Annotated in this window: 14 protein-coding genes and 1 pseudogene; 11 read left to right on the plus strand and 4 right to left on the minus strand. The window is 36.7% G+C overall.

All coding sequences use genetic code 11. The annotated features are described in order from the left end of the window. From T367_RS24005 to T367_RS22335, 11 genes and pseudogenes are all read left to right on the plus strand, one after another. The coding region (locus T367_RS24005; protein WP_027420226.1) for a T9SS type B sorting domain-containing protein at window positions 1–852 on the plus strand (852 nt) is incomplete at its 5' end. A 574-nt stretch (window positions 853–1426) separates the two neighbouring features. Then, entirely contained in the window at window positions 1427–1738 is a 312-nt protein-coding gene (locus tag T367_RS0112905) for a hypothetical protein (RefSeq protein ID WP_157454226.1), read from the plus strand. A 15-nt stretch (window positions 1739–1753) separates the two neighbouring features. After that, window positions 1754–3928 (plus strand): T9SS C-terminal target domain-containing protein, encoded by a 2175-nt coding sequence (locus tag T367_RS0112910; RefSeq protein WP_027420228.1) that lies wholly within the window; start codon window positions 1754–1756, stop codon window positions 3926–3928. Window positions 3929–4061: 133 nt separating this feature from the next. Further along, on the plus strand, window positions 4062–4367 hold the full coding sequence (locus T367_RS0112915) for a hypothetical protein (protein WP_027420229.1): 306 nt from the start codon (window positions 4062–4064) through the stop codon (window positions 4365–4367). Window positions 4368–4382: 15 nt separating this feature from the next. After that, window positions 4383–6566, plus strand: a complete 2184-nt coding sequence (locus T367_RS0112920) for a T9SS C-terminal target domain-containing protein (protein ID WP_027420230.1) — start codon at window positions 4383–4385, stop codon at window positions 6564–6566. 230 nt (window positions 6567–6796) lie between these two features. Then, window positions 6797–7141: a hypothetical protein gene (locus T367_RS0112925; RefSeq protein ID WP_027420231.1), complete on the plus strand. Its 345-nt coding sequence runs from the start codon at window positions 6797–6799 to the stop codon at window positions 7139–7141. Beyond that, window positions 7141–9366 carry a T9SS C-terminal target domain-containing protein gene (locus T367_RS0112930; RefSeq protein WP_027420232.1) on the plus strand — a complete coding sequence of 742 codons (2226 nt, stop codon included), beginning with the start codon at window positions 7141–7143 and terminating at the stop codon, window positions 9364–9366. Before T367_RS0112925 ends, T367_RS0112930 begins: the two co-directional genes overlap by 1 nt. A gap of 28 nt (window positions 9367–9394) precedes the next feature. Next, a pseudogene (locus T367_RS25615) lies at window positions 9395–9604 on the plus strand (T9SS type A sorting domain-containing protein); the annotation flags it as partial. A gap of 28 nt (window positions 9605–9632) precedes the next feature. Further along, complete coding sequence (locus T367_RS25570) at window positions 9633–12467, plus strand: T9SS C-terminal target domain-containing protein (RefSeq protein ID WP_027420233.1); 2835 nt, start codon at window positions 9633–9635, stop codon at window positions 12465–12467. 1383 nt (window positions 12468–13850) lie between these two features. Beyond that, a complete protein-coding gene (locus T367_RS0112940) occupies window positions 13851–14426 on the plus strand; it encodes a hypothetical protein (protein ID WP_027420234.1) in 576 nt (191 codons plus the stop codon). 61 nt (window positions 14427–14487) lie between these two features. Further along, window positions 14488–16095 carry a T9SS type B sorting domain-containing protein gene (locus tag T367_RS22335; protein WP_051568541.1) on the plus strand — a complete coding sequence of 536 codons (1608 nt, stop codon included), beginning with the start codon at window positions 14488–14490 and terminating at the stop codon, window positions 16093–16095. Between the two features lie 239 nt (window positions 16096–16334). Here the strand turns inward: T367_RS22335 and T367_RS24010 are convergent, their stop codons facing one another. From T367_RS24010 to T367_RS0112965, 4 genes are all read right to left on the minus strand, one after another. Next, window positions 16335–16550, minus strand: a complete 216-nt coding sequence (locus tag T367_RS24010) for a hypothetical protein (protein WP_027420235.1) — start codon at window positions 16548–16550, stop codon at window positions 16335–16337. 398 nt (window positions 16551–16948) lie between these two features. Next, window positions 16949–19498, minus strand: a complete 2550-nt coding sequence (locus T367_RS0112955; RefSeq protein ID WP_027420236.1) for a T9SS C-terminal target domain-containing protein — start codon at window positions 19496–19498, stop codon at window positions 16949–16951. A gap of 44 nt (window positions 19499–19542) precedes the next feature. Next, the gene (locus T367_RS0112960) at window positions 19543–19902 is read right to left on the minus strand and encodes a hypothetical protein (RefSeq protein ID WP_157454227.1); all 360 of its coding nucleotides are present in this window, start codon (window positions 19900–19902) and stop codon (window positions 19543–19545) included. A gap of 243 nt (window positions 19903–20145) precedes the next feature. Continuing rightward, the gene (locus tag T367_RS0112965) at window positions 20146–22596 is read right to left on the minus strand and encodes a PKD domain-containing protein (RefSeq protein ID WP_027420238.1); all 2451 of its coding nucleotides are present in this window, start codon (window positions 22594–22596) and stop codon (window positions 20146–20148) included. Between the last annotated feature and the right edge of the window lie 166 nt (window positions 22597–22762).

Genomic DNA, 22762 nt, shown 5'->3' on the forward strand with positions numbered 1-22762 from the left:
TTGGAATTTGTAGAATTAGGATATGAACCTGCATATTGCCGATTATATGATTATCAAAAAGGTAATGGTGTTGTAAAGGCAGCAATGATCGGTGGAGTTGCTGATTATGGTTATTTATGGACGAACTTACAAACGGGCGAAACAAGTACTAATTCTACATGGGGTGGTTTAAATCCAGGAGAATATCAAATGGTTGCTACAGATGCTAATGGTTGTACTTTGACAGAAACGATCACAGTAGATTCTTTAAATCCAAGAGCTAATTTCGAAATCACATCTGATCAATTTACATCCAACTATAAAGGAACGGCTGAGATTGATGCCCATTTTGTGAACTTGTCAGAGAACTTTGCTAATCCATTTAATCCTTTAGCGGATACAACTTTCTTTTGGAATTTTGACAGCCCTCAAGGTGGTTGGGTTTTAAGTGAAGCCTTAGAAGAAAATTTTGATACAGTTTACCAAGCAAGAGGAGAATCTTATGATATCGATGTTTGTTTAGTAGCCATCAATAAAAATGGTTGTACAGATACTTTATGTAAAAATATCGTGATCTATGAGCCAATTGAATTTAAACATGTGAATATATTTAGTCCAAATGGTGATGGAATGAATGATATTTTTACTTTCCAGTTTCAATCAAAATCAATTAGCGAATTCCATTGTGTTATAGTTGACCGTTGGGGTATTACTAAAACCGAATTGGATCAAATTACAGAAGGTTGGGATGGAACAGACAAAAGCGGTTCTAAATGTACTGATGGTGTTTATTTCTATACTTACGAAGCAATTACTGACGATGGTACAGAATTAGTCGGTCAAGGTACTGTTCAAATTGTTGGTAGTAAATAGTCCAACTAAGTTAAAAGGGACTTCAACTCTCATTTTAGTGGCGCTCAACACTGCACTCAGTTTATAGTTTAGGCATATTGGTTGCTAAATTATTCATTGGGTTCAATGTGCTGAGCGCTGCTGGAATAAGTTGAAAACAATAGTTAGATTCCTTTACGTCCTTTAGGAGTCATATAATCTTCGATTCTCGTTCGTCTTATGAGGTTAAATCGACTAGGATTTGATATCTTACTGCCAAGTTTTTCCTTTACTTGCTGCAATATTTTCTCGCGCATGCGTCTTCTTGTAAAGGAGGATAGTTATTTAATATAGTTGCATTTGGGCTGTTTTTACGAGAATCGAATTCAATTTGCTAAACCAAAGGAAAATTGAAAATGACTGACCTATTTTATTTCTAAATCGATTTATACTGTGCTATTTTCACTTTATAGATCGTTAATTTCGTATTTGTAGTGAAATTAGCATTTCAATTTAACTCCCAAAAAGGCAACCCTTTAACTTCTTGAATCGTTTCTTTTTTACCCACTCATGTTTTTAAGTGATGGCAATTTTAATGAAATTAAAACATTTGAATATGAAACGCATTTTGATCCTAACATTACTTTGTGTAAGTATTAATTTTAGTGGTTTCGGTCAAGAAAAAGCCGAACCTCAACCATTTCCATTAATGGATTATAAAATCTCTTTTTATGAAGTTCAAATGAATGCTGGAACAGCGGAGATAACCGAACTAGACGGGAGTAAAATTAGCGGCGTTCAGCCAAAAATTATACTTGACGAATCAACTGATTCTTTTACAATAGATTTTACAGATTGTAGTGAAGGTAAGTACTTAATCACTGGAAAAAGAGATGCTTTAGAGCTCGAATATATTGTGGAGAGATAATTAAAAATTATTGGTATGAAAACTTTTTTAAACATTCTATTTACACTGTTATTAATAATTCCATTTAACCTTTTTGGTCAAACAGTAAACACAACTCCCGTTAACTTGGTAGGTTCATCTGATCCTATTCCAGGTCCAGGTGGATTTATTCTTCATCCTTATACACCATCACCCTTAACAGGTACTTATCATGGTGGTGTTTTTTATGGTGGAACAAAAGAAACTTGGGGATATGAAATTTCTGATTTGACAATTGGTGATGAGTATGTTTTGACTGTATATTATATGTATGATGTCGTTCAGTTAACCCCAATGTATGATCGTGTTGGAAATTTATCATTGCAAAGTGGTGCCCCACTAGATGTTACTTTAATTCCATATGTGCCAGAGCCTGATTGGAGAACTTGGTATACGATGACTGTTAGATTTACTGCAGTAGCGACAACGGATAGAATAGATATAGAAACTGATGGAACAACAGATAATTCGTTATGGTTGTTCACGGATATGGCAATTGATGGTAGTGGTGAATGTGACGATTTAGTAACAACAGTTTCTTCAGATGAAATTTGTATTGGTGAAGAAATTACCTTAACCGCAACTTCAGTAAATGGCGGAACAGTAACTTGGGATGGAGGGTTAGTTGATGGGGTTCCTTTTGAACCGCTTGCGCCCGGTACTTTTACATTTAGTACAACAAGTGATAATGCTGATGATTGTGATTTTAGTGTAGATATTACAGTGCACGACTTGCCAGCTGTTACGGCAAATGCTGATAATACTACCATTTGTATTGGTGATAATGTCACATTAACTGGTGGCGGAGCTGATGCGTATGTTTGGGATTTAGGTGTGGTTGATGGGGTCGCTTTTGCACCTGCTTCAACTGAAACCTACTCTGTGACAGGTACCGATATTAATGGTTGTGTAAATACAGATGACATTCTTGTTGATGTCGTAGATTTGCCAATAATTGATGCAGGTGTTGATGTTGCTGTATGTGACGGAGAACCTGTTACACTTGTCGGTGATGGAGCTGGTATTGGTGGTACGTATGTTTGGGATGGTGGAATTTTAGATGATGATGAATTTGTGCCGGCTACTACAACTGTTTATACGGTAATAGGAACAGATGCGAATGGATGTGAAAACACAGATGATGTAACGGTAACAGTTAATCCTTTACCTATTATTGATGCTGGACCAAATGCAGCGATTTGTATAGGAGAATCTTATACCTTGGCTGGTACAGGTTTTGATATAAGTGATGTGATTGTTTGGGATAGAGGGGTGATTAATGGTATTCCTTTTGATCCAACTACAACTGAGACCTATACTTTTACAGTTACAACAGCTGAAGGATGTACAAGTTCGGACAACGTGACCATTACAGTAAACCCATTGCCAGTTGTAGATTTTTCTGCAGATGAAACAGTAGGATGTGATCCGTTCACTGTTCAATTTACATCTGCAACATCTGATGAGTCTTTGTATTCTTGGAGCTTTGGAGATGGTGATGCTGCAGTTGGTGCTTCAGTTTTACATACTTATAATGGTGTAGGACTGTACGATGTTAAACTAACTGTTACCTCTACTGATGGTTGCGTAGATTCGGATATTTACAATGACTATATCAATGTAATTCCTCAACCAGTTGCGCATTTTACTTTTGTGCCAGAGGATGAGAGCGAATTTAATTATTCATATATTTTTCATAATGAATCAACAGATGCAACTAATTATTCATGGAGCTTTGGTGACGGAGCAACATTAGACGGCGAAGAGCATCCAACACATACTTATCCGCAAGCTGCAAATGGGAATTACCATATTACACTTACTGCAACGAATGACATTGGTTGTGTAAGTACTTTTGAAGATAGAATTTCTATCAAAAAAGAACTGATATTTTTCATTCCAAATGCATTTACGCCTGACGGAGATACATACAATGAAACCTTCAAACCAATATTTACTTTAGGTCTTGATATTTACGATTATCACATGACGATTTTTAACCGTTGGGGAGAAATAGTATTCGAATCATTCGATGCCAATAAAGGTTGGGACGGATCTTACGGAAGTCAAGGTTTAGTGCATGACGGTTCTTATGTATGGATTATCGAATTTGGTGAAGTGATGAGTGATAAAAAACATATCGAACGTGGAACAGTAACAATTCTGCAATAGTCAGTTTTTATGATTCATTTCTGAAGAAAAGTATGGGTATGCAACTAATAGCCAATTCAATTCGTTATTTTCTTGCTGATAATTTTGTCTTTATAATAAGACGGCAGATTTTTTTTAAAAAAAAGTATTAAATATGAAACGCATTTTGGTCTTCTTATTACTTTGTATAAGTTTTAGTGGTTTCGGCCAAGAAAAAGCCGAACCACAACCTTTTCCTTTAATAGATTATAAAATCTCTTTCTACGAGGTGCAAATGAATGCTGAAACCGTTGCAGTTACAGCACTAGACGGGGCCAAAATCGCAGGTGTTCAACCGAAAATTATACTTGACGAAGCAAATAATTCTTTCACAATTGATTTCACGGAATGCAAGGAAGGTAAATATTTAATTACCGGCAAAAGGGATGCATTAAAACTCGAATATACTGTGGATCGATAACCTTAAATAATTGCAATGAAAACGCTCTTACATTCCCTTTATACTTTATTATTATTAATTCCCTTTGGCCTTTTAGGTCAAACAGTGAATACCACTCCGGTTAATTTAGTGGGCTCTTCAGATCCAATACCTGGTCCAGGTGGATTTATTGATCATCCGTTTACTCCTTCACCTTTGACAGGAACATATCACGGTGGTGTCGTATATGGCGGTGGAGTTGGAGTACAAGAGACTTGGGGTTATGAAATTTCAGATTTAACCATAGGGGAAGAATATGTTTTAACCGTTTATTATATGTTCGATCGCGTGTTCGGAACACCCTTATATGATCGTTTTGCCAATTTGTCTATGTTAAGTGGAGCTGCACTTGATTTTACTTTAATCCCATATGTACCAGAGCCTGATTGGAGAAATTGGTATACCATGACTGTGAGATTTACAGCTTTAGATGTTACGGATAGAATAGATATTCAAACAGCTGGTGTGAGTGATAATTCATTATGGCTCTTTACTGATATGGCCATCGATGGTGCTGGAGATTGTGACAATTTACTTGTTGATGTATCTGCTCGAGAAATTTGTATTGGTGAGGAAATTACGCTTACAGCGACTTCTGTCAATGACGGTATTATTACTTGGGATGGGGGATTGATTAACGGAGAAGCTTTTGAACCGCTGGCAGCTGGTACTTTTACATTTAATACTACAAGTGATCATGCAGATGACTGTGATTATAGTATAGAAATTATTGTTCACGACCTGCCTGATGTTTCTGCAAGTGCCGATAATACAACAATTTGTATTGGTGATGATGTCACATTAAATGGAGGTGGAGCAGATACATATGTATGGGATTTTGGTGTTCTTGATGGGGTTGCTTTTGCACCTGTTACAACTGAAACCTATACGGTTATTGGTACGGATATAAATGGTTGTGTCAATACAAACAATATTCTTGTCGATGTTGTTGCTTTACCAATTATTGATGCAGGTATAGCATTAGCTGTTTGTGAAGGAGAACCGGTTACACTGAACGGAACTGGAGCAGGCGTCGGAGGAACTTACGATTGGGATGGTGGAATTGCTGATGGTATTGCATTTACACCACTAGCAACAACTGTTTATACAGTGACGGGTACAGACGAAAATGGATGTGAAAATTCTGACAATGTAACAGTTACAGTAAATCCATTACCTGTTATTGATGCCGGACCAAATGATGCCATTTGTATTGGTGAGTCTTATACTTTAGTCGGAACTGGTTTCGGAATTAGTGATGTGATTGCTTGGGACAGCGGTGTCATTAATGGCGTGTCATTCGAACCAACCACAACAGAGACTTATTATTTCACTGCTACTTCGGCTGAAGGTTGTACGAGCGTAGATGAGGTTACAATCACAGTTAACCCTTTGCCAATTATTGATTTTTATGCTGATGATACAGTTGGATGTGAGCCGTTCACCGTTCGTTTTACTAACGCTATTACAGACGAAACTTTATATGCATGGGATTTTGGTGATGGTGAGGTTGGTGTTGGTGCTTCGGTTGAACATACATACAGCGAAGTTGGTCTGTTTGATGTTAGATTGACAGTTACTTCTACTGAAGGTTGTGTCAATTCTGATACCTATGCCAATTATATTGAAGTTGTGCCTGTTCCTGTTGCTCATTTTACTTTTATTCCTGTTGATGAAACTGAATTTAATTATTCATATAATTTTCACAATAGCTCTACTGATGCAACGAATTATTCTTGGGCATTTGGAGATGGATCAATTTTAGAAGGCGAAGAACATCCAACACATACTTATCCGCAAGTTGCAAATGGCAATTATCATATCGTCTTAACAGCAATTAATGATTTTGGATGTATAAGTACTTACAGAGAGAACCTTTCTATTACAAAAGAATTGATTTATTATATTCCCAATGCGTTCACACCTGATGGAGATACGTTTAATGAAACATTCAAACCGATCTTCACCCGTGGTCTTGATATATACGATTATCACATGACTGTTTTTAACCGTTGGGGCGAAATGGTTTTCGAATCTTACGACGCTGCTAAAGGGTGGGACGGTTCTTATGGAAATCAAGGTTTGGTTGATGATGGTACTTATGTTTGGATGATCAAATTTGGCGAAGGAATGAGTGATAAAAAACATATCGAAGAAGGTACCGTAACGATTCTAAAATAAAGTAGTCCACTCAATTCTATTTCATGTGTATGTTGACTGGTATCTTAAGTTGACCAGTGTAAGTTCATTTTAAGTTGTTTACAAAATAAATCAATTTTGAAAATCGATGTCTTGTGCGCTCTATTATCAGTTTTTACAATAAAATTTCACATTCTTTTAACATAAAATAAGCAACACCCCAGCTTATTGCGGCGTCTCATCGCTAAACACGTATTTAATTTTTTAATACAATGGGGAATAAGATTATTATCTGGCTGATCTTTTTGTTTGGATTCATTTCTAATACATCTGCACAAGAAGCAATCAATCTTAAAAATACAAAAACTGCAATTGAATATAACTTGGATCAAAATCAAATAAAAGTTTTGGCGAGTGAAGTTGATTTAATGACTTTAAAATTAGTAGCTAACGAAGATACGCCTAAAACCCAACCCGATGTTTTAATGCCAACATCTCATGCTTTAGTATATGCAATTGTTGATTTTTCAAATTGTTTAAAAGGTAAATATTCCTTCCAAGTATATAAAGGAGAAGAGAAAATAAACTTTACAATCATATTACAAAAACAAGACTGATGAATACTTTGAAATCAAATAGAATTATTCATTGCTTTATCCTTGCAGTACTTTTATTTTCTAATAAAAATATTGCTTTTGGACAAACGCATATTGTTCCAATTTCTGCTACAACTACTGCAGGAGAATTTGGTGGTAGTACAGGAATTACAAATATATTTAACGAAGCGACTGCTTTTTCTGATCCGTTAACTGATGTCTTAGCTAATATTTGTAGTGTTGGTATACCTATTCCTTATATTTCTGGTAGTGGTATAACTACTGGAACATTAACAGTAGGTATTCCTACTTCCTCTATTGATGCATTGCATATATGGAATGGTTGGTCAACAGCTTGTGAATTAAATCATTCTTTAAACAATATTACATTAGAGTTTTTCTCGGGTGGTTTGTCTGTCGGCTCAGAAGTGTTAACAGTGCCTATGCCGGATGGTTCAGGTTTTGGGTTTGTAGTTCCTTTTGCAAGTACTTATTCGGGTATTGATGAAGTTACAATTGTAGTGAATTCTTTACATGGTGGAAATGAAATCGGAATAATAGAATTAGGATTTAGAGCAGGAATTAGTTGTGACGATTTAACAACAACAGTTTCTTCAGATGAAATTTGTTTAGGTGAAGAAATTACTTTGAGAGCAACCTCAATAAATGGTGGAACAATAACATGGGATGGTGGAATCGTTGACGGAGTTCCTTTCGAACCATTGACTGCCGGAATTCATACTTTTAATGCAACAAGTGACAACGTTGATGACTGTTCATTTAGTGTAGATATTACTGTACACGACTTGCCAATTGTTACCGCAAGCGCTGATAATACTGCAATTTGTATAGGTGATGATGTAACATTAACCGGTGGCGGAGCTGATGCGTATGTTTGGGACATGGGTGTTGTGGACGGGGTTGCTTTTGCACCTGCTGCTACCGCAACTTATACTGTTACAGGTACCGATATTAATGGTTGTGTAAATACAGATGACGTGCTTGTAGATGTAATTGCTTTACCAATAATTGATGCTGGTTTAGATATTGCTGTTTGTGATGGTGAACCCGTTATTTTAAATGGTGCTGGAGCAGGTGTAGGTGGAACGTATGCTTGGGATGGAGGAATTACAGATGGAACGGCTTTCACACCAGTAGCGACAAATCTCTATACAGTTACTGGAACAGATGCGAATGGATGTGAGAATACAGATGATGTAACCGTTACTGTTAATCCTTTACCTGTTATTGATGCTGGACCAAATGAAGCGATTTGTATAGGAGAATCTTATACTTTGGCTGGAACAGGTTTTGATATTAGTGATGTGATTGTTTGGGATAGAGGGGTGATTAATGGTATTCCTTTTGATCCAACTACAACTGAGACTTATACTTTTACTGTCACTACTGCTGAAGGATGTATGAGTACAGACAATGTTACTATCACAGTTAATCCATTGCCAGTTGTAGATTTTTCTGCAGATGATACAGTAGGATGTGATCCGTTCACTGTTCAATTTACATCTGCAACATCTGGCGAATCCTTATATTCTTGGAGCTTTGGTGATGGCGATGCTGCAGTTGGTGCTTCAGTTTTACACACTTATAACGGTGTTGGACTGTACGATGTAAAATTGACTGTTACCTCTACTGACGGTTGTGTAGATTCGGATAATTACAATGATTATATCAATGTAATTCCTCAACCAGTTGCGCACTTTACTTTTATGCCAGAGGATGAAAGCGAATTTAATTATTCATATATTTTTCATAATGAATCAACAGATGCAACAAATTATTCATGGAGTTTTGGTGATGGTGCAACATTAGACGGCGAAGAACATCCAACACATACTTATCCGCAGACTGCGAACGGAAATTACCATATCACACTTATAGCAACAAATGATATCGGTTGTGAAAGTATATTTGAGGATAATATTTCCATCAAAAAAGAACTGATATTTTTCATTCCAAACGCATTTACGCCTGACGGAGACACCTTCAATGAAACCTTCAAACCAATATTCACATTAGGGCTTGATGTTTATGATTATCACATGACGATTTTTAACCGTTGGGGAGAAAAAGTATTCGAATCATTCAATGCCAGCAAAGGTTGGGACGGATCATATGGTAATCAAGGTATCGTTGATGATGGATCTTATGTTTGGGTTATCGAATTTGGAGAAGTGATGAGTGATAAAAAACACATCGAACGTGGAACAGTAACCATTCTGCAATAGTCAATTTTTATTAGTACCGAATCCAGCACTAAACTCATTTAAAATAATTGATTCAGGAACGGATATAGACGGCACTATTAAATTGAAATTATTCAGTTCTGATGGTAAATTAGTATATTCGGATAATAACTATATAAATAGTAGTGCCATTCAAATAAGTTTTTTAGAAAGAGGTATTTATTTGGTGCACATAGAAAGCGAAGAGAAAAGACAAATAAACAAACTAATAAAGCAGTAATTTATAACCTCATTAAAGTTGAAATTTAATGAGAAATAGACTTTTAATATTACAATTTATATTATGTTCATTTGCTTTCTCCCAAGAAATCTGCAACAACGGCATTGATGATGATGGTGATTTATTAATTGACTTAAATGATGAGGATTGCGATTGTTTGGAATTGGATGGTTATGCAAGTTTAATTCCGAACCCTTCTTTTGAAGACACGTTATGTTGTGAAGATTTTCCAACTTTTCGTTGTGCGGAATCTTGGACAGAGGCCAATTGGGGTACTTCTGATTTTTATCATTTTTGCGATTTAAGATTGGGAGGAGGAATTCCACCAATATTTCCAATACCTGGAGGTGGAAGTGGGTATGTCGGTTTTGTCTCTCGACCAAGCTTCTGTGAAACGATTGGCACTTGTTTATATAGTCCCATGATAGCTGGCAGATCCTTTACTTTAAATTTTTACACCGCTTGGAATGAAGGTGAGGATTTTTTAGAATTGCATTTGTACGGCACACCTGAATGTGATGATTTACCATGGGATGGTGGGGATTGTCCTGTAGGTTTTGGTGATTGGCAAGATATAGCTGATGTTGAAATTAATTATATAATGTACGGTTCTTGGCAAGAGGTAAGCCTTACTTTTACGCCCGAAGTTGACATATATGCGATTGCTCTGGCAAAAAGATGCGGTTCAGAAGTAATTGATGGAGTCACTTACCCAGACGGCTATTATTTTTTTGACGGTCTCACCCTCATCGACACCGATCACTTCACAGACATTTCCCAAACAGGTGATTGGTGTGACGGCAACCTACTACTCACCGCAATCATTGACACCCTTGGCGGCGAATGGCAATGGTATAAAGATGGCATTGCATTGGTGGGCGAAACCAGCGAAACTGTAAGCGCCAGTGATTATGGTTTGGGCATTTATACCGCACAATATACCATAGGTGAACGCTGTTTAAGATTGGTAGAAACCATCCATTTCCCTGATGTGCTAGATGCTGATTTTAGTTTTGAAAATATTTGTTTGGGTGAAGCAATTGATTTTGAAAATAATTCTACTTGGTCTGAAGATGATGATCCCACTTGGGAATGGGATTTTGGAGATGGTGAATCTTCTGAAGATGAAAATCCCAGTCATGTTTATGATGAAGCAAGAACATACAACGTTACCCTAATTGGGCACAGTGAAATTTCTTGTAATGATACCACAACTCACGAAGTGATTGTTTATGACATTCCAAATGCCAATATTGAATTTATTGCTGGTGGTGCATCCTCTGAAGAAGGAAGTACGGGCGGTTGTATTATCAATCCTGTTCAGTTTAATGATATTTCAACGGTCATTCCTCCTAGTGAAATTATTAGTTGGAATTGGAATTTTGGAGATGGCGGAACGTCAACAGACGAAAATCCAACACATACTTATGGTGCTATTGGAACTTATACAATAACGTTAACTGTAACAGGAACAGGAGGTTGTTCGGCAACCACCACCAAAACCATCACCATGACCAATGGCATTCCTTTGGATATTATTTATAACGAACCTACTTGTTTTGGTTTTGCAGATGGGTCGATTATTATTAATGTTGAAGGTGGTGGTGAAGGTTTAATCTTTGAAATTACAGATGCTGACGGTATTGTGAAGAATGTTGACAATAGCAATGCAGCCAATAGCCTTGGCGCAGGAACCTATACCTACACAGTTACAGACGATAGCGAATGTTCGGGTAGTGGCACCATCACCTTAAACGAACCTGGTGAAATAGACATTGATTTAGCGTTAGTCGATCCGCTTTGTTATGGAGACAAAACAGGTTATGCAATAGTTGATGAAGTCTTTAATGCAACTGGTGATTTAGGTCTAATCAACTTCAATTGGAGTCCCGCTGGTTTAAGTGGCATCGCTGAAGATTCTGCTGGTGGGCTAGGTGCTGGAGAACATATTGTGAATGTAATTGACGCGAATGGTTGTTCAAATTCATTTAGTTTTATTATCGATCAACCCGATTCTTTACGTTTTGTAGAATTCGAATTTGAACCTGCTTATTGTCGTTTATACAATTACCAAAAAGGAAATGGCGTAGTGAAAGCAGCGATGGCGGGCGGCATTCCAGATTATGATTATTTATGGACCAATTTATCCACAGGCGAGACAAGTACGAACTCTACTTGGGGCGGTCTGAATCCCGGTCAATATGAAATGGTAGCCACGGATGAAAACGGCTGTACTTTAACCCAAATTCTAACGGTTGATTCATTGAATCCAAAAGCTGATTTCGAAATCACCTCACCACAATTCACGAGCAACTACAAAGGCACAGCGAACGTGGAAACCCACTATACCAATACCTCACAGCACTTTGCAAATCCCAACAACCCTTTATCCGACACTACTTTTTTCTGGAATTTTGACGACCCATTTGGTGATTGGATCCTCAGTGAGTCCCTTGAAGAAACCTTCGATACCACCTATAAAATTCGTGGTGAATCATACGAAATCACAACCTGTTTAGTCGCACTCAATAAAAATGGTTGCACCGATACGTTATGCAAAACGTTAATCATTTACGAACCTATCGTCTTCGATCATGTCAATATTTTCAGTCCCAACAACGATGGCATCAACGACCAATTCACCTTCGAGTTCAAAACAAAATCAATCTCTGAATTCCACTGTATAATTATTGACCGCTGGGGCCAAGTCAAAACCGAACTCAATCACATCACCGACGCTTGGGACGGCACCAACATGAACGGAACTCCATGCCCCGACGGAGTATACTTTTATACCTACGAAGCTATAAGTGATGATGGCACAGAGCTAGTTGGTCAAGGAACAGTTCAAATAGTTAAATAGTCAATAGCCAATAGTCTTGAGTCTTTAGAGTTTAAAAATTGTCTTCCTTTTTCTTTGTGCCCTTTGTTAAAATCTTGGCGCACTTAGTGGTTAAATAAAATAATCCCCAAGTAAAAAACGAATAGCGATTTGACGAAGTTAACCGCAAAGTACACGGAGACCAACTTCGCAGAAGCTACACTGGTTAAAAAAGACACAGAGTTCACAAAGCGTTTATTGCTATCAAACGCTTCCCACAGTTCTACGTAGATTTGTTTAGTTTTAAGAAAAATCAAGTCCCGAAGGGACGACATACAATAGCGGAGGAAGATATTCCTTCGATATTCACAATAAGTAAGTTTTAAAACCCTGAAAGGGTGACATAATTTATTTGAAAGGTACAAGAGGGATCATGTATAATCAAAACATAATCGGTTGAGGGTAGCTATCAGTTCGAAGTCACAAGTAACCATCCAAAAAACCTTTTTTCTTTCCATCCCAACAAGTCCTGAAGGGACGATATACAATAGCGGAGGAAGCATTCCTTCGATAATTAGGTTGCCATAGGAAAGTTTAAAACCCCGCAGGGGTGAAATAATTTATTTGAAAAGTACAAGAATGGGATCATGTAAAATTTAAACATAACCGGTTGCGGACAGCTATCAGTTCGAAGTCACAAGTAACCTTCCAAAAAACCTTTTTTCTTTCCATCCAAACAAGTCCTGAAGGGACGAAATAAAATAGCGGAGGAAGCATTCCTTCGATAATTAGGTTGCCATAGGAAAGTTCAAAACCCCGAAGGGGTGACATAATTTATTTGAAAAGTACAAGAATGGGATCATGTAAAATTTAAACATAATCGGTTGAGGGTAGCTATCAGTTCGAAGTCACAAATAACCATCCAAAAAACCTTTTTTCTTTCCATCCAACCAAGTCCTGAAGGGACGATATAAAATAGCGAAGGAAGCATTCCTTCGATAATAAGATTACATTAAGTAAGTTTAAAACCCCGCAGGGGTGAAATAATTTTTGAGTGTAAATTTGAATTTTAGATAATAATTTAGAGGTGTTAAAAATGTAGCTCTTTCTTTGTTTCTTATGAATAGAAAATGCAGGTTTACCAAAAAAGTACCGTAATATTAATACTTAACTTGAATTCTCTGTGCCCTTTGCGCCTTTTTTAACCAACGAAACTTTTGCATAGTTGGACTTTGTGCCCTAAAAGTAAGTAACAAAATATTTATTTTAATCTCTTAAATGTACTTGTTTATTTAAATTATGCATTAGAAATGCAAGCTAAGAACACACTCCTTACGCCAAAGCTAAATGAGTGTGAGAGCTTGTATTCCAATAAATTAATCCCACAATAGATTATTTTAATAATTTTTGCGTTTATCATAATACATGAAGTGTTGTGGTAAATATTTCTTTCTTGTTTGCATACTTAGTTTAGGTTCATTCAAAACTACAAGTCAAGTGGTTTATGTTGAACTTGAGCCTTATGTTGGTCTACATTTAGATAAAGAAATTAGAAATCCTGAATTTAGCAGTCTCGCTAAAGGTTTGTCATATATATATGGTGTCAATTCGTATTTAAATATCACAGATTATTTTGGGTTAAAAGGTGGTTTAGCGATAAGAAAAGAGCCACTTTACTCAAATATGGTTGGTCAATTAGCTGCCAATATCACATTTGCTCAATTTCAAGAAAGGACGATCTTATTATCTATTGAATTTGGAATGGAATTTAATGAATACAAAGATTTTCGAACGCCACTCTATTTGGGAATCGACCAATACATTGCAAGAGGAGTTTCGTGTGCTTATCGGATTAGATTACCTAGTTTCTACGACACCCATAAAATAAAGCGTTCGAATTATAATGTTTATGGTGTAGAAATTGGTTTAAAAATTGCATTTCCGCAAGTGATTAAAACAAAAACGGTAAAAGGGCATAGCCATCCATTTATTTTGAGATGATAAAATAGTATATTAGACAACCTTATAGAAATACAGGTGTATGTAGTATAAACTATTTTAAATGAAGCAATTATTCCTAATTTTTACATTGTTAACAACACTTGTTTATGCACAGCCGCCCATACAATGGGAAAACGCATTGGGTGGTACGCGTGCAGAAGGTGGTTTTGCAATAAGTCAATCTGACGATGGTGGTTATTTCACTGTTGGTTATACTTCTTCAACTGATGGAGATGTAATTTCAGGCGGAGGACCAATGGTTTTTTGGATTGTAAAAGTTGATGCGGACGGTTTTTTAGTTTGGGAAACCTCTGTTGGTGGTGCAGGTACTGATGTGGCATTAGATGTTGATGCTACTACAGATGGTGGGTGCATTGTTGTTGGGCATACAAATTCTACAGGCGGAGATGTTTCAATGGCTTTCGGATCAGCTGACGTGTGGGTTATAAAATTGAGTAGCACAGGAATTGTTGAATGGGAAAAATCATTTGGCGGGGTTGATTCTGATACTGGTCGAAGTGTTCAGCAAACTGCAGACGGGGGCTATATTTTAGGTGGTTTTACAAGTTCATCAAATATTGATGGACATCGCGGAGCTTCTGATTGTTGGGTCATAAAACTAGCACCTGATGGAACTATGGAATGGGATGGCGTTTATGGAGGTACAGGTGGTGAAGAAATTTTTGCAATTCAGCAAACAAGTGATAATGGTTATGTATTTGCCGGAATATCGGGAATGCCCAATGGGGATGTGACAAGAACATTAGGGCCTTCGGATTGTTGGGTTGTGAGACTAGATGAATTTGGTGCAATTATATGGGAAAAGGCATATGGTGGAAATATGGGTGAGTTTGCATATGATATTAAACAAACTGCGGATAATGGTTTCATTGTGGCGGGTTCAACTGCATCATCAAACGGTGATGTTACAGATTATAAAGGAGGTTATTTAGATGCTTGGGTCTTTAAAATTAATGCCTCTGGTACTATAACATGGCAAAAAACACTTGGAGGTAGTAATGTTGAATTATTATATGGTGTAGCGTTAACAGAAGATGGTGGATATATTGTGACAGGTTATACTGAGTCGGATGACGGTGATGTTAGTTTTAATCATGGAATAAATGATGTATGGGTTGTGAAGTTGACGGCGGAAGGTGATATTGATTGGGAAAAAACGTTAGGAGGTTCTATTTACGATGTAGGTTACGATGTAATTCAAGCTGATGATGGAGGATATGTTATCACGGGTTATTCTCAATCTTTAGATGGTGATGTAAGTGGAGGTTTTGGAGGACAAGATCTTTGGGTTGTAAAATTACACCCTGAAGAAAAAGAAGATCCGGTTGTTGTCGTAGAACCTGAAGATCCTGTAGTAACTGTAATTCCTATTCCGAATGCTTATTTGATTCCGAATGTTTTTACGCCGAATGGTGACGGTGTTAATGATGTCTACCAGTTGAATGTTCAAAATTCTAAACAAATAGACCTTGTGATAATCAATAGATGGGGGAATACCGTATTTAAGGAAAAAGGCTTAAATCCAATATGGGATGGTAGCATTCGTGGTGAAAATTGTACTGATGGCACCTATTTTTTAAAGTACCAAATCATTTTTGAAAATGACGAAAAAGTAGCAGGTCAATCAATTGTTCAAGTACAGCGATAAGAATAAAAACTACAAGTAGTATAACATGAAATTTTTGCTAAAACAGCAACTGTTTTTGATCTTTTGCATTCGTTATTATCTCAGCAGTGAACCCGAATGTTTTTTCAGTATTCTGTCTGTTCAGAACATCATCAGTTTTTCCAAATGCCAGTGATTTTCCTTCTTTAATTAGTAGTATTTGATGTGCTTATTTTAAGACTAGATTTAAATCATGTAGAACTCCTATTACAATTAAGTTTTTATGCAATAAAATCTCTTTTAAGCGATTCATTAATAATAATTGATATTGGATCAAGAAAGTTTAATGGCTCGTCTAAGAGAATAATTTTAAGCTGGTCGTCTTGAGGTATAATTTGAGCTACGATGTGCGCAAAATGAACCTGTTGTTTTTCACCACCACTTAAAGATAAAAAATTACGGTCCTTGAATTTTGAAATAGCAAACAGTAGAACCATTCCTGATTGCTTTCGGGATGTTTTAGAGTGATATGTGTGTTCTATGTTTGTGTTTTAATGCTAAAAATCTAAAAACGTGTTCAACTCATTTGATGGCCGACCCTGTAGGGGTCGTACATTGCTAAACTATGAATATGTCAACATGTTTTGACCCTGTAGGGGTCACATATAGTCGAGTGTTCAAATCGCAGAAATATAATCGGTTAGGGATAGCAGTGGATATCCTTTTTTTGTCCGTCTTAAGCGGGCAAAAAAAGATAAGAACGAATAGCCCGCCCGAAGGGAACCGCCAAAAAACAAAGAACTCTTTTTTGGGCATCAGTTTTCGTACATGCTTTAAAAACAAAAAAAGGCCACCACAATTGTGATGACCTTTTTAGAATATTTGAGTTAAAATATTATTTAATAATAGTCACAAATCCTGTATGTTTTTGACGTCTGTCAGAGTTCTGTTCTTTAAAGTCTATTGCCCAAGTATAAACACCGTCGGATGCGATACCTTGTTCGGCATAAGTTCCATTCCAACCAACATTAGAATCGTATGATTCAAATACCACTTCACCGTATCTATTAAAGATCATCATGTGGTAATCGTAAGGATCAAAACCTGAATAGAAAACTGGTTTAAATATATCGTTAAAGTTGTTTCCATCTGGAGTAAATGAATTCGGAATATAGAACAATACGATGTCTTTTACTTCCATAATTTTTCTCAAACTATCTTTACATCCTAATTCGTTATAAGCCATTAAGGTTACATCAAATCTTCCTGGTTCCGATGGGAATTCATGAATTGGATTCTCTTCAGTAGAAATATCTGCACCATCACCAAAATTCCATTCATACCTTACACTGTTTAAAGATGAATTATAGAATGTAACCATTGGATCGTCAGTATAGACTTCACTTGTTGGAGACATAACGAATTCAGCAACCGGTAAATTTGGTATCGTCACAACAAAGATTGATGCATCTGATGCACAAGGCGCTATACCATCAACTGTATATGAGAATCTATAATCTCCTGCAGACAATTCGTTGGCATTAAATTCACCAGTACCTGGGTTGAATTGATCACTTGCTGTTAATTCAGTCCAGAATCCACCGGCATCATGTCCGCTCAATAATTCGTTTAAGTCAACTATTGATAACGGATCGTTACAAGTCTCAATACTTCCGTCAATACCAGCATCTGGTAATTCGTTCATGGTAACAGTAATCACTGCTGTATCTGCTGGACAAGGATCTCCTCCAACTTTGTAATAGAAAACATATTCTCCACCTAAAACACCAGCTGGAATAAACTCTCCAGATACACGATTAAAAGATCCAGAATAGGTTATTTCTTCCCATCTACCATCAGGATCGGCATCAACTAATAAATCATTTAAATTAGTCGTTGGACTGCCAACATCACAAAGTGTAATTGAATTGTCAAGACCTGCATCAGTAACGATTGTTTCTATTGTTAATAATGTTGTATCAAAACAATTAGAGCGAGGGTCTACTACAAGGAGATAAACACTATCCCCTTCGCTAATTTCCATACTACCATATGGATCTACATCATCAAAAGTAAGTGGTGATGTATTGTGATAAGTCCATGTTGTTCCCCATACTTCTGCCGTATCATTTACAACTAAATCGCTTAATAGAACAGGGTCGGTACAATGAATACCTTCTAGATATTCTAATTCAGGAGATTGTTGGGTAATAATGACATAGTCATTTTTAATACCAGTACCTCCGCCAAAACATTCACCTAATGTTAAATAAACAGAGATATTTCTTACACCAGCTTCTGTTCCTGGCAGCACGGTAAAATAAGCTTCTTCACTTAATAATTCACCTTCTTCAAGCCAAGCTAAATTGTATTCTGAAATTACTTCTCCAGGGGCTTCAACCCATAACATTGAAGGTTCGTAAGTACATCTGTAAATTGTATCAGCCACGTCATCATCTTCATAGATTACGCCATCATATTCGTCAAAAACAACTGTGTCCGTGCATGATTCTGCAATTTCTGGTCCGCCTTCGTATGTGAAGTGAATTAAATTCATTAATGCTTCATTTACTTGAGATCCATTCAGTACAACAACTATTTCAAAAGTAGTCGTTGCACCTGCGGGAATAACGTCGTCTTTATGGCAAATACCTATTGCGTCATCTGAAAGTCCGTTGTTAGAATATAAAGTAGTGTCATAAACATCTCTTCCATTCCATAAATCTGAACCAGAATCAACATAAAAACCGCCATGAGCAACACGGAATTCACTTCCCAATCCGCCTAATCCTAAATAAGATTCCCAATCATGTGTATCCGTTGCAGAAACAAGTGCTTTAGGACAAGATGGTCTTGGTTGATACTCAATTGTATTGAGTGTTGCAAATCCCCAAGAAATATCTTGGTTATTATCTGGATCAAGAGATTTGAAAAAGTATACATCATTTTTATCAGCCGCAGTTGTATTTGTCAACGCTACTTGTACTGTATAATAATGATCGGTAGTATCTAATTTATAAGTCATGTGAATATCAATGCCAGCAACCGATCCATCCCAATCCATAAATTTACATTTACCGATTGTTTGGTAGTTTGATAAACCATCACTAGAAATAAAAGATCCCATAGCGGCACTGTTTGTGTATGTAACACCGTCTACTTCAATACCAAATCTATTTTCTGGAGAACCAGGCATAAAAAAGTCACCATCATAATTCGTCCAACCATCGTCTTGTGGATTTGCTAGAAATCCCATTCTAAAACCACCTCGTACGTGGTTGGCAAAACTTGGTAAGGTAGTTGATCCTTCAAAGCCATTACTATTGATTCCAATCTCTACACCTGGAGACATTAAAAATCCGTTTGCGCCTTCTATTTGTGCATAAGAATTGCTAAAAGAGAAGCAATAAGCAAGCACAACAAAGGTTAATTTTGTCCATTTCATAATCGTAATTTAGGGTAAATATTTATTCCTATTGTCTATAGATACTAGACTTTAGGTAATGAGTTTGTAAGATAATTCTGTATGCGTTCAATAGAAGGAGAATCCCCTAAGCTGGCATGGTGAATTTGAATAATGATAAAGTTTTCATCTAAATGTACCTCATTTGTTATAAGGTTTCCAGTTAAGTGTTTTTTGAATTTAAGTAAAGCTTCCGCTTCATTTTCAAAACTTAAATGTGAGATGTCGACTTTATAGTAATCTGATAAGGGTTCGTCTGGATTTAATGTACAAATTAAATTTTCCGAAATTGTCGCTGTTGGAATTCCTTCAGTTGGCATTGTTTGCCCAAAACTGATGTAAGAAAAGCAACAAAAAAACAATAAGATCTTTACATGTGTTTTCATAATGAGTAAGTTAGTTTATTTGGTATTTCATGAACACATATTCCAATTATAGACCTCTTAATAAATTGTTATACAGGTGTATAAGTCGAATACTTCTTGTGTTGCTTAAAAGACGAGCTTACTTTAAATGAGTTGCTTTTTTTGTGAACTTATTTGTAGAATACGCAAGAAGGTGAGTTGTAATAAGTTGATATATAGCAATGTATTGTTTTTAGTATAAGGTGGATATGTGCGTGTTCTGCCTTATTTTAACAAAGTTACAGTGCCTTCAGTATAAATTTTTTCATCACTAATAGAAGAGCCGAATTCAATTTTCCATATGTAGATACCACTCTCAACGATACCTAAATTGCCATATGTACCGTTCCATCCGTATGCACTATTGAAGCTTTCAAAAATCATTTCGCCCCAACGGTTGTAGATTGTCATATGGAAATCGTAAGGATCATAACCTGATGTGAATACAGGTGTAAAATATTCATTATATGTATCTCCATCAGGTGTAAACGCGTTGGGAATAAAATAAATGAGTGCCTCGTCTATTATTACTTCTTTCAAAATTGAATCTTTACAACCCAAATAATTTTCTGCAATTAGTTGTACTTGATAATTCAGTCGACCGTTTGATGTATTGTAAATATTTTCTGGATGTTCAAGATTAGAAATACCACCATCATCAAAAGTCCAATTATAAGACTCACTGAATGAAGATGAATTGAAGAAATGTACATTTGTAAATCCACCACTATTTTCTCCAACTTCATAAGAGAAATCAGCAATTGGTTTATCAATAACATTGATATAATCGTTGTAGCTGGTTGTATTTTCACAGCCTGCTGCAGAAGTAATGGTAAGCGTTATATCAAATGTGCCGGTTCGATCATATATATGCGTTGGATTTTCGACAATACTTGTAGCGCCATCACCGAAATTCCACAAGTACGAATCTGAGGAAATATCATTTTCAAAATTAACGGTAAAAGGTGCGCAGCCAATAAACTCATCTGCCGCGAAAGATACTTCTGGCAACGGATGAACGAGAATATTCATTTCATCTGTATTGACACAGCCATTTTCATCTGTGCCAGTTACGGTATAATTTTTTGTAATTGTTGGTGAAAACATAACACCATCAATAACGCCATCCGACCAAGTGTAAGTGGTGCCAATTCCGCCACCAGAACCGTTTATAACAATACCTTCTTCAATACAAATCTCTTGGTCTGGTCCCGCATCAATGCTAGGCAGTTCATTTATCGTTACTATCACATCGTCAGTTGCGATACAGCCGTTGGCATCAGTTCCAGTAACGGTATAAGTATTGGTGACAGTAGGGTCGAATGGAATGCCATCTTCAACATCATCTGACCAATTATATATGCCACCTATTCCTGCGCCATCACCTGATAGTGTTACAGAAAAACCAATGCATATTGTTTGATCGTCACCAGCATTTATTAAAGGTAGATCGTTCACGGTGACTAGTATATCGTCTGTACCTTCACAACCATTAATATCTGTTCCAATTACCGTATATGTAGTTGTAGTCACTGGGATAAATTCTTCTTCATTAATTACGCCATCCGACCATTCGTAAACGCCGTCAATTCCAGCACCATCGCCAGATAGTATAATTTCATCTCCAATACATATGGCAAAATCTTCACCAGCATCTACAGGAACAGTTTCGATAATTGTAACAAGGACATCATCCGTATTTACACAACCAAATTCGCTCGTTCCTGTTACAGTATATGTAGCTGTTGCGGCAGGTATGAAAGGAATACCATCAGTAATTCCGTCGGACCATTCGTAGGTTTCAGCCCCAGTCCCCGTTAAGGTAATCTCATCTCCAGCACAGATTGTAATGTCTTCACCAGCATTAACTTCAGGTAAGTCATGCACTATAATTTCTGTTGAATATGGACAATCATCTTCAAAATCGCTTGTTGCATTATATGTAAAAGTGCCGGCTGCTTCTGGTGTAAAAGCTACTCCATTTTCAATGTCATCCTCCCAAGTAATAGAACCGCCATTAATAGAAGATACCGAAAGAGTAATTTCTTCCCCAATACAAATTTCAGTGACTGGAATATCTGCGACAAGTTCGTCAACACAACCAGCAGCTTGCAAAGCAGGAATAGAAATATGTGCAGCATGTCTACTGCCATCGTCACCAATTCCAGGATCGAATAAAATGGTATTTACACCGATAACTAAATCGTAAGTAATAGGATGCCATTCTCCATCCCAAGGAATCGGAACATCGACGGAAGCGCCGTTTACTAAAACGTTAATAGTTGGTCCAGGTTCGGCTCCTACTGGTCCCATTCCAGAAATGTTTTGGCCAAAACCAGCAAAATAAATAGTGAGGACTCTTGGTTCAAGCACAGTAAAAGAAGTCTCTATGGCTTCAGAACTCATGGCAGACATGAAAGTTGTTACACCAGGTGTAGGTTCTGGAACCGGACTTGCTGAGCCAAATTCGTCATAATGTGTATAACTAATCCAATCGTCTAAATCAGAAATATCGGTAGAGCCAGATAAGGTTGTCCATCCAATAGGAGCGCATCCAAAACAAGGGACGCCAGTTGTTGGATAAGGGAAAACCCAATCTTGTGAAAAGGCATTTTGATTGATTGCTGTTAACGTAATAAAAAGTACAAGAAAAATTCCTTTTTGTGCATTCCTCATCTTATGGATATAGATTATAATCTGTAAATACAGACAATAAGTTTGTCCAAAAGTAGTATTTTCACTGCGTTATTCTAAGGAATGATGATTATGATATCCTATGTTAATTGTTAATAATCCAACAATTTAGACCGGAAAATCGTTAGAAAATTAACAATTTATTTGT

It is taken from the genome of Crocinitomix catalasitica ATCC 23190, assembly GCF_000621625.1.
GTDB classification, from domain to species: Bacteria; Bacteroidota; Bacteroidia; order Flavobacteriales_D; family Crocinitomicaceae; genus Crocinitomix; species Crocinitomix catalasitica.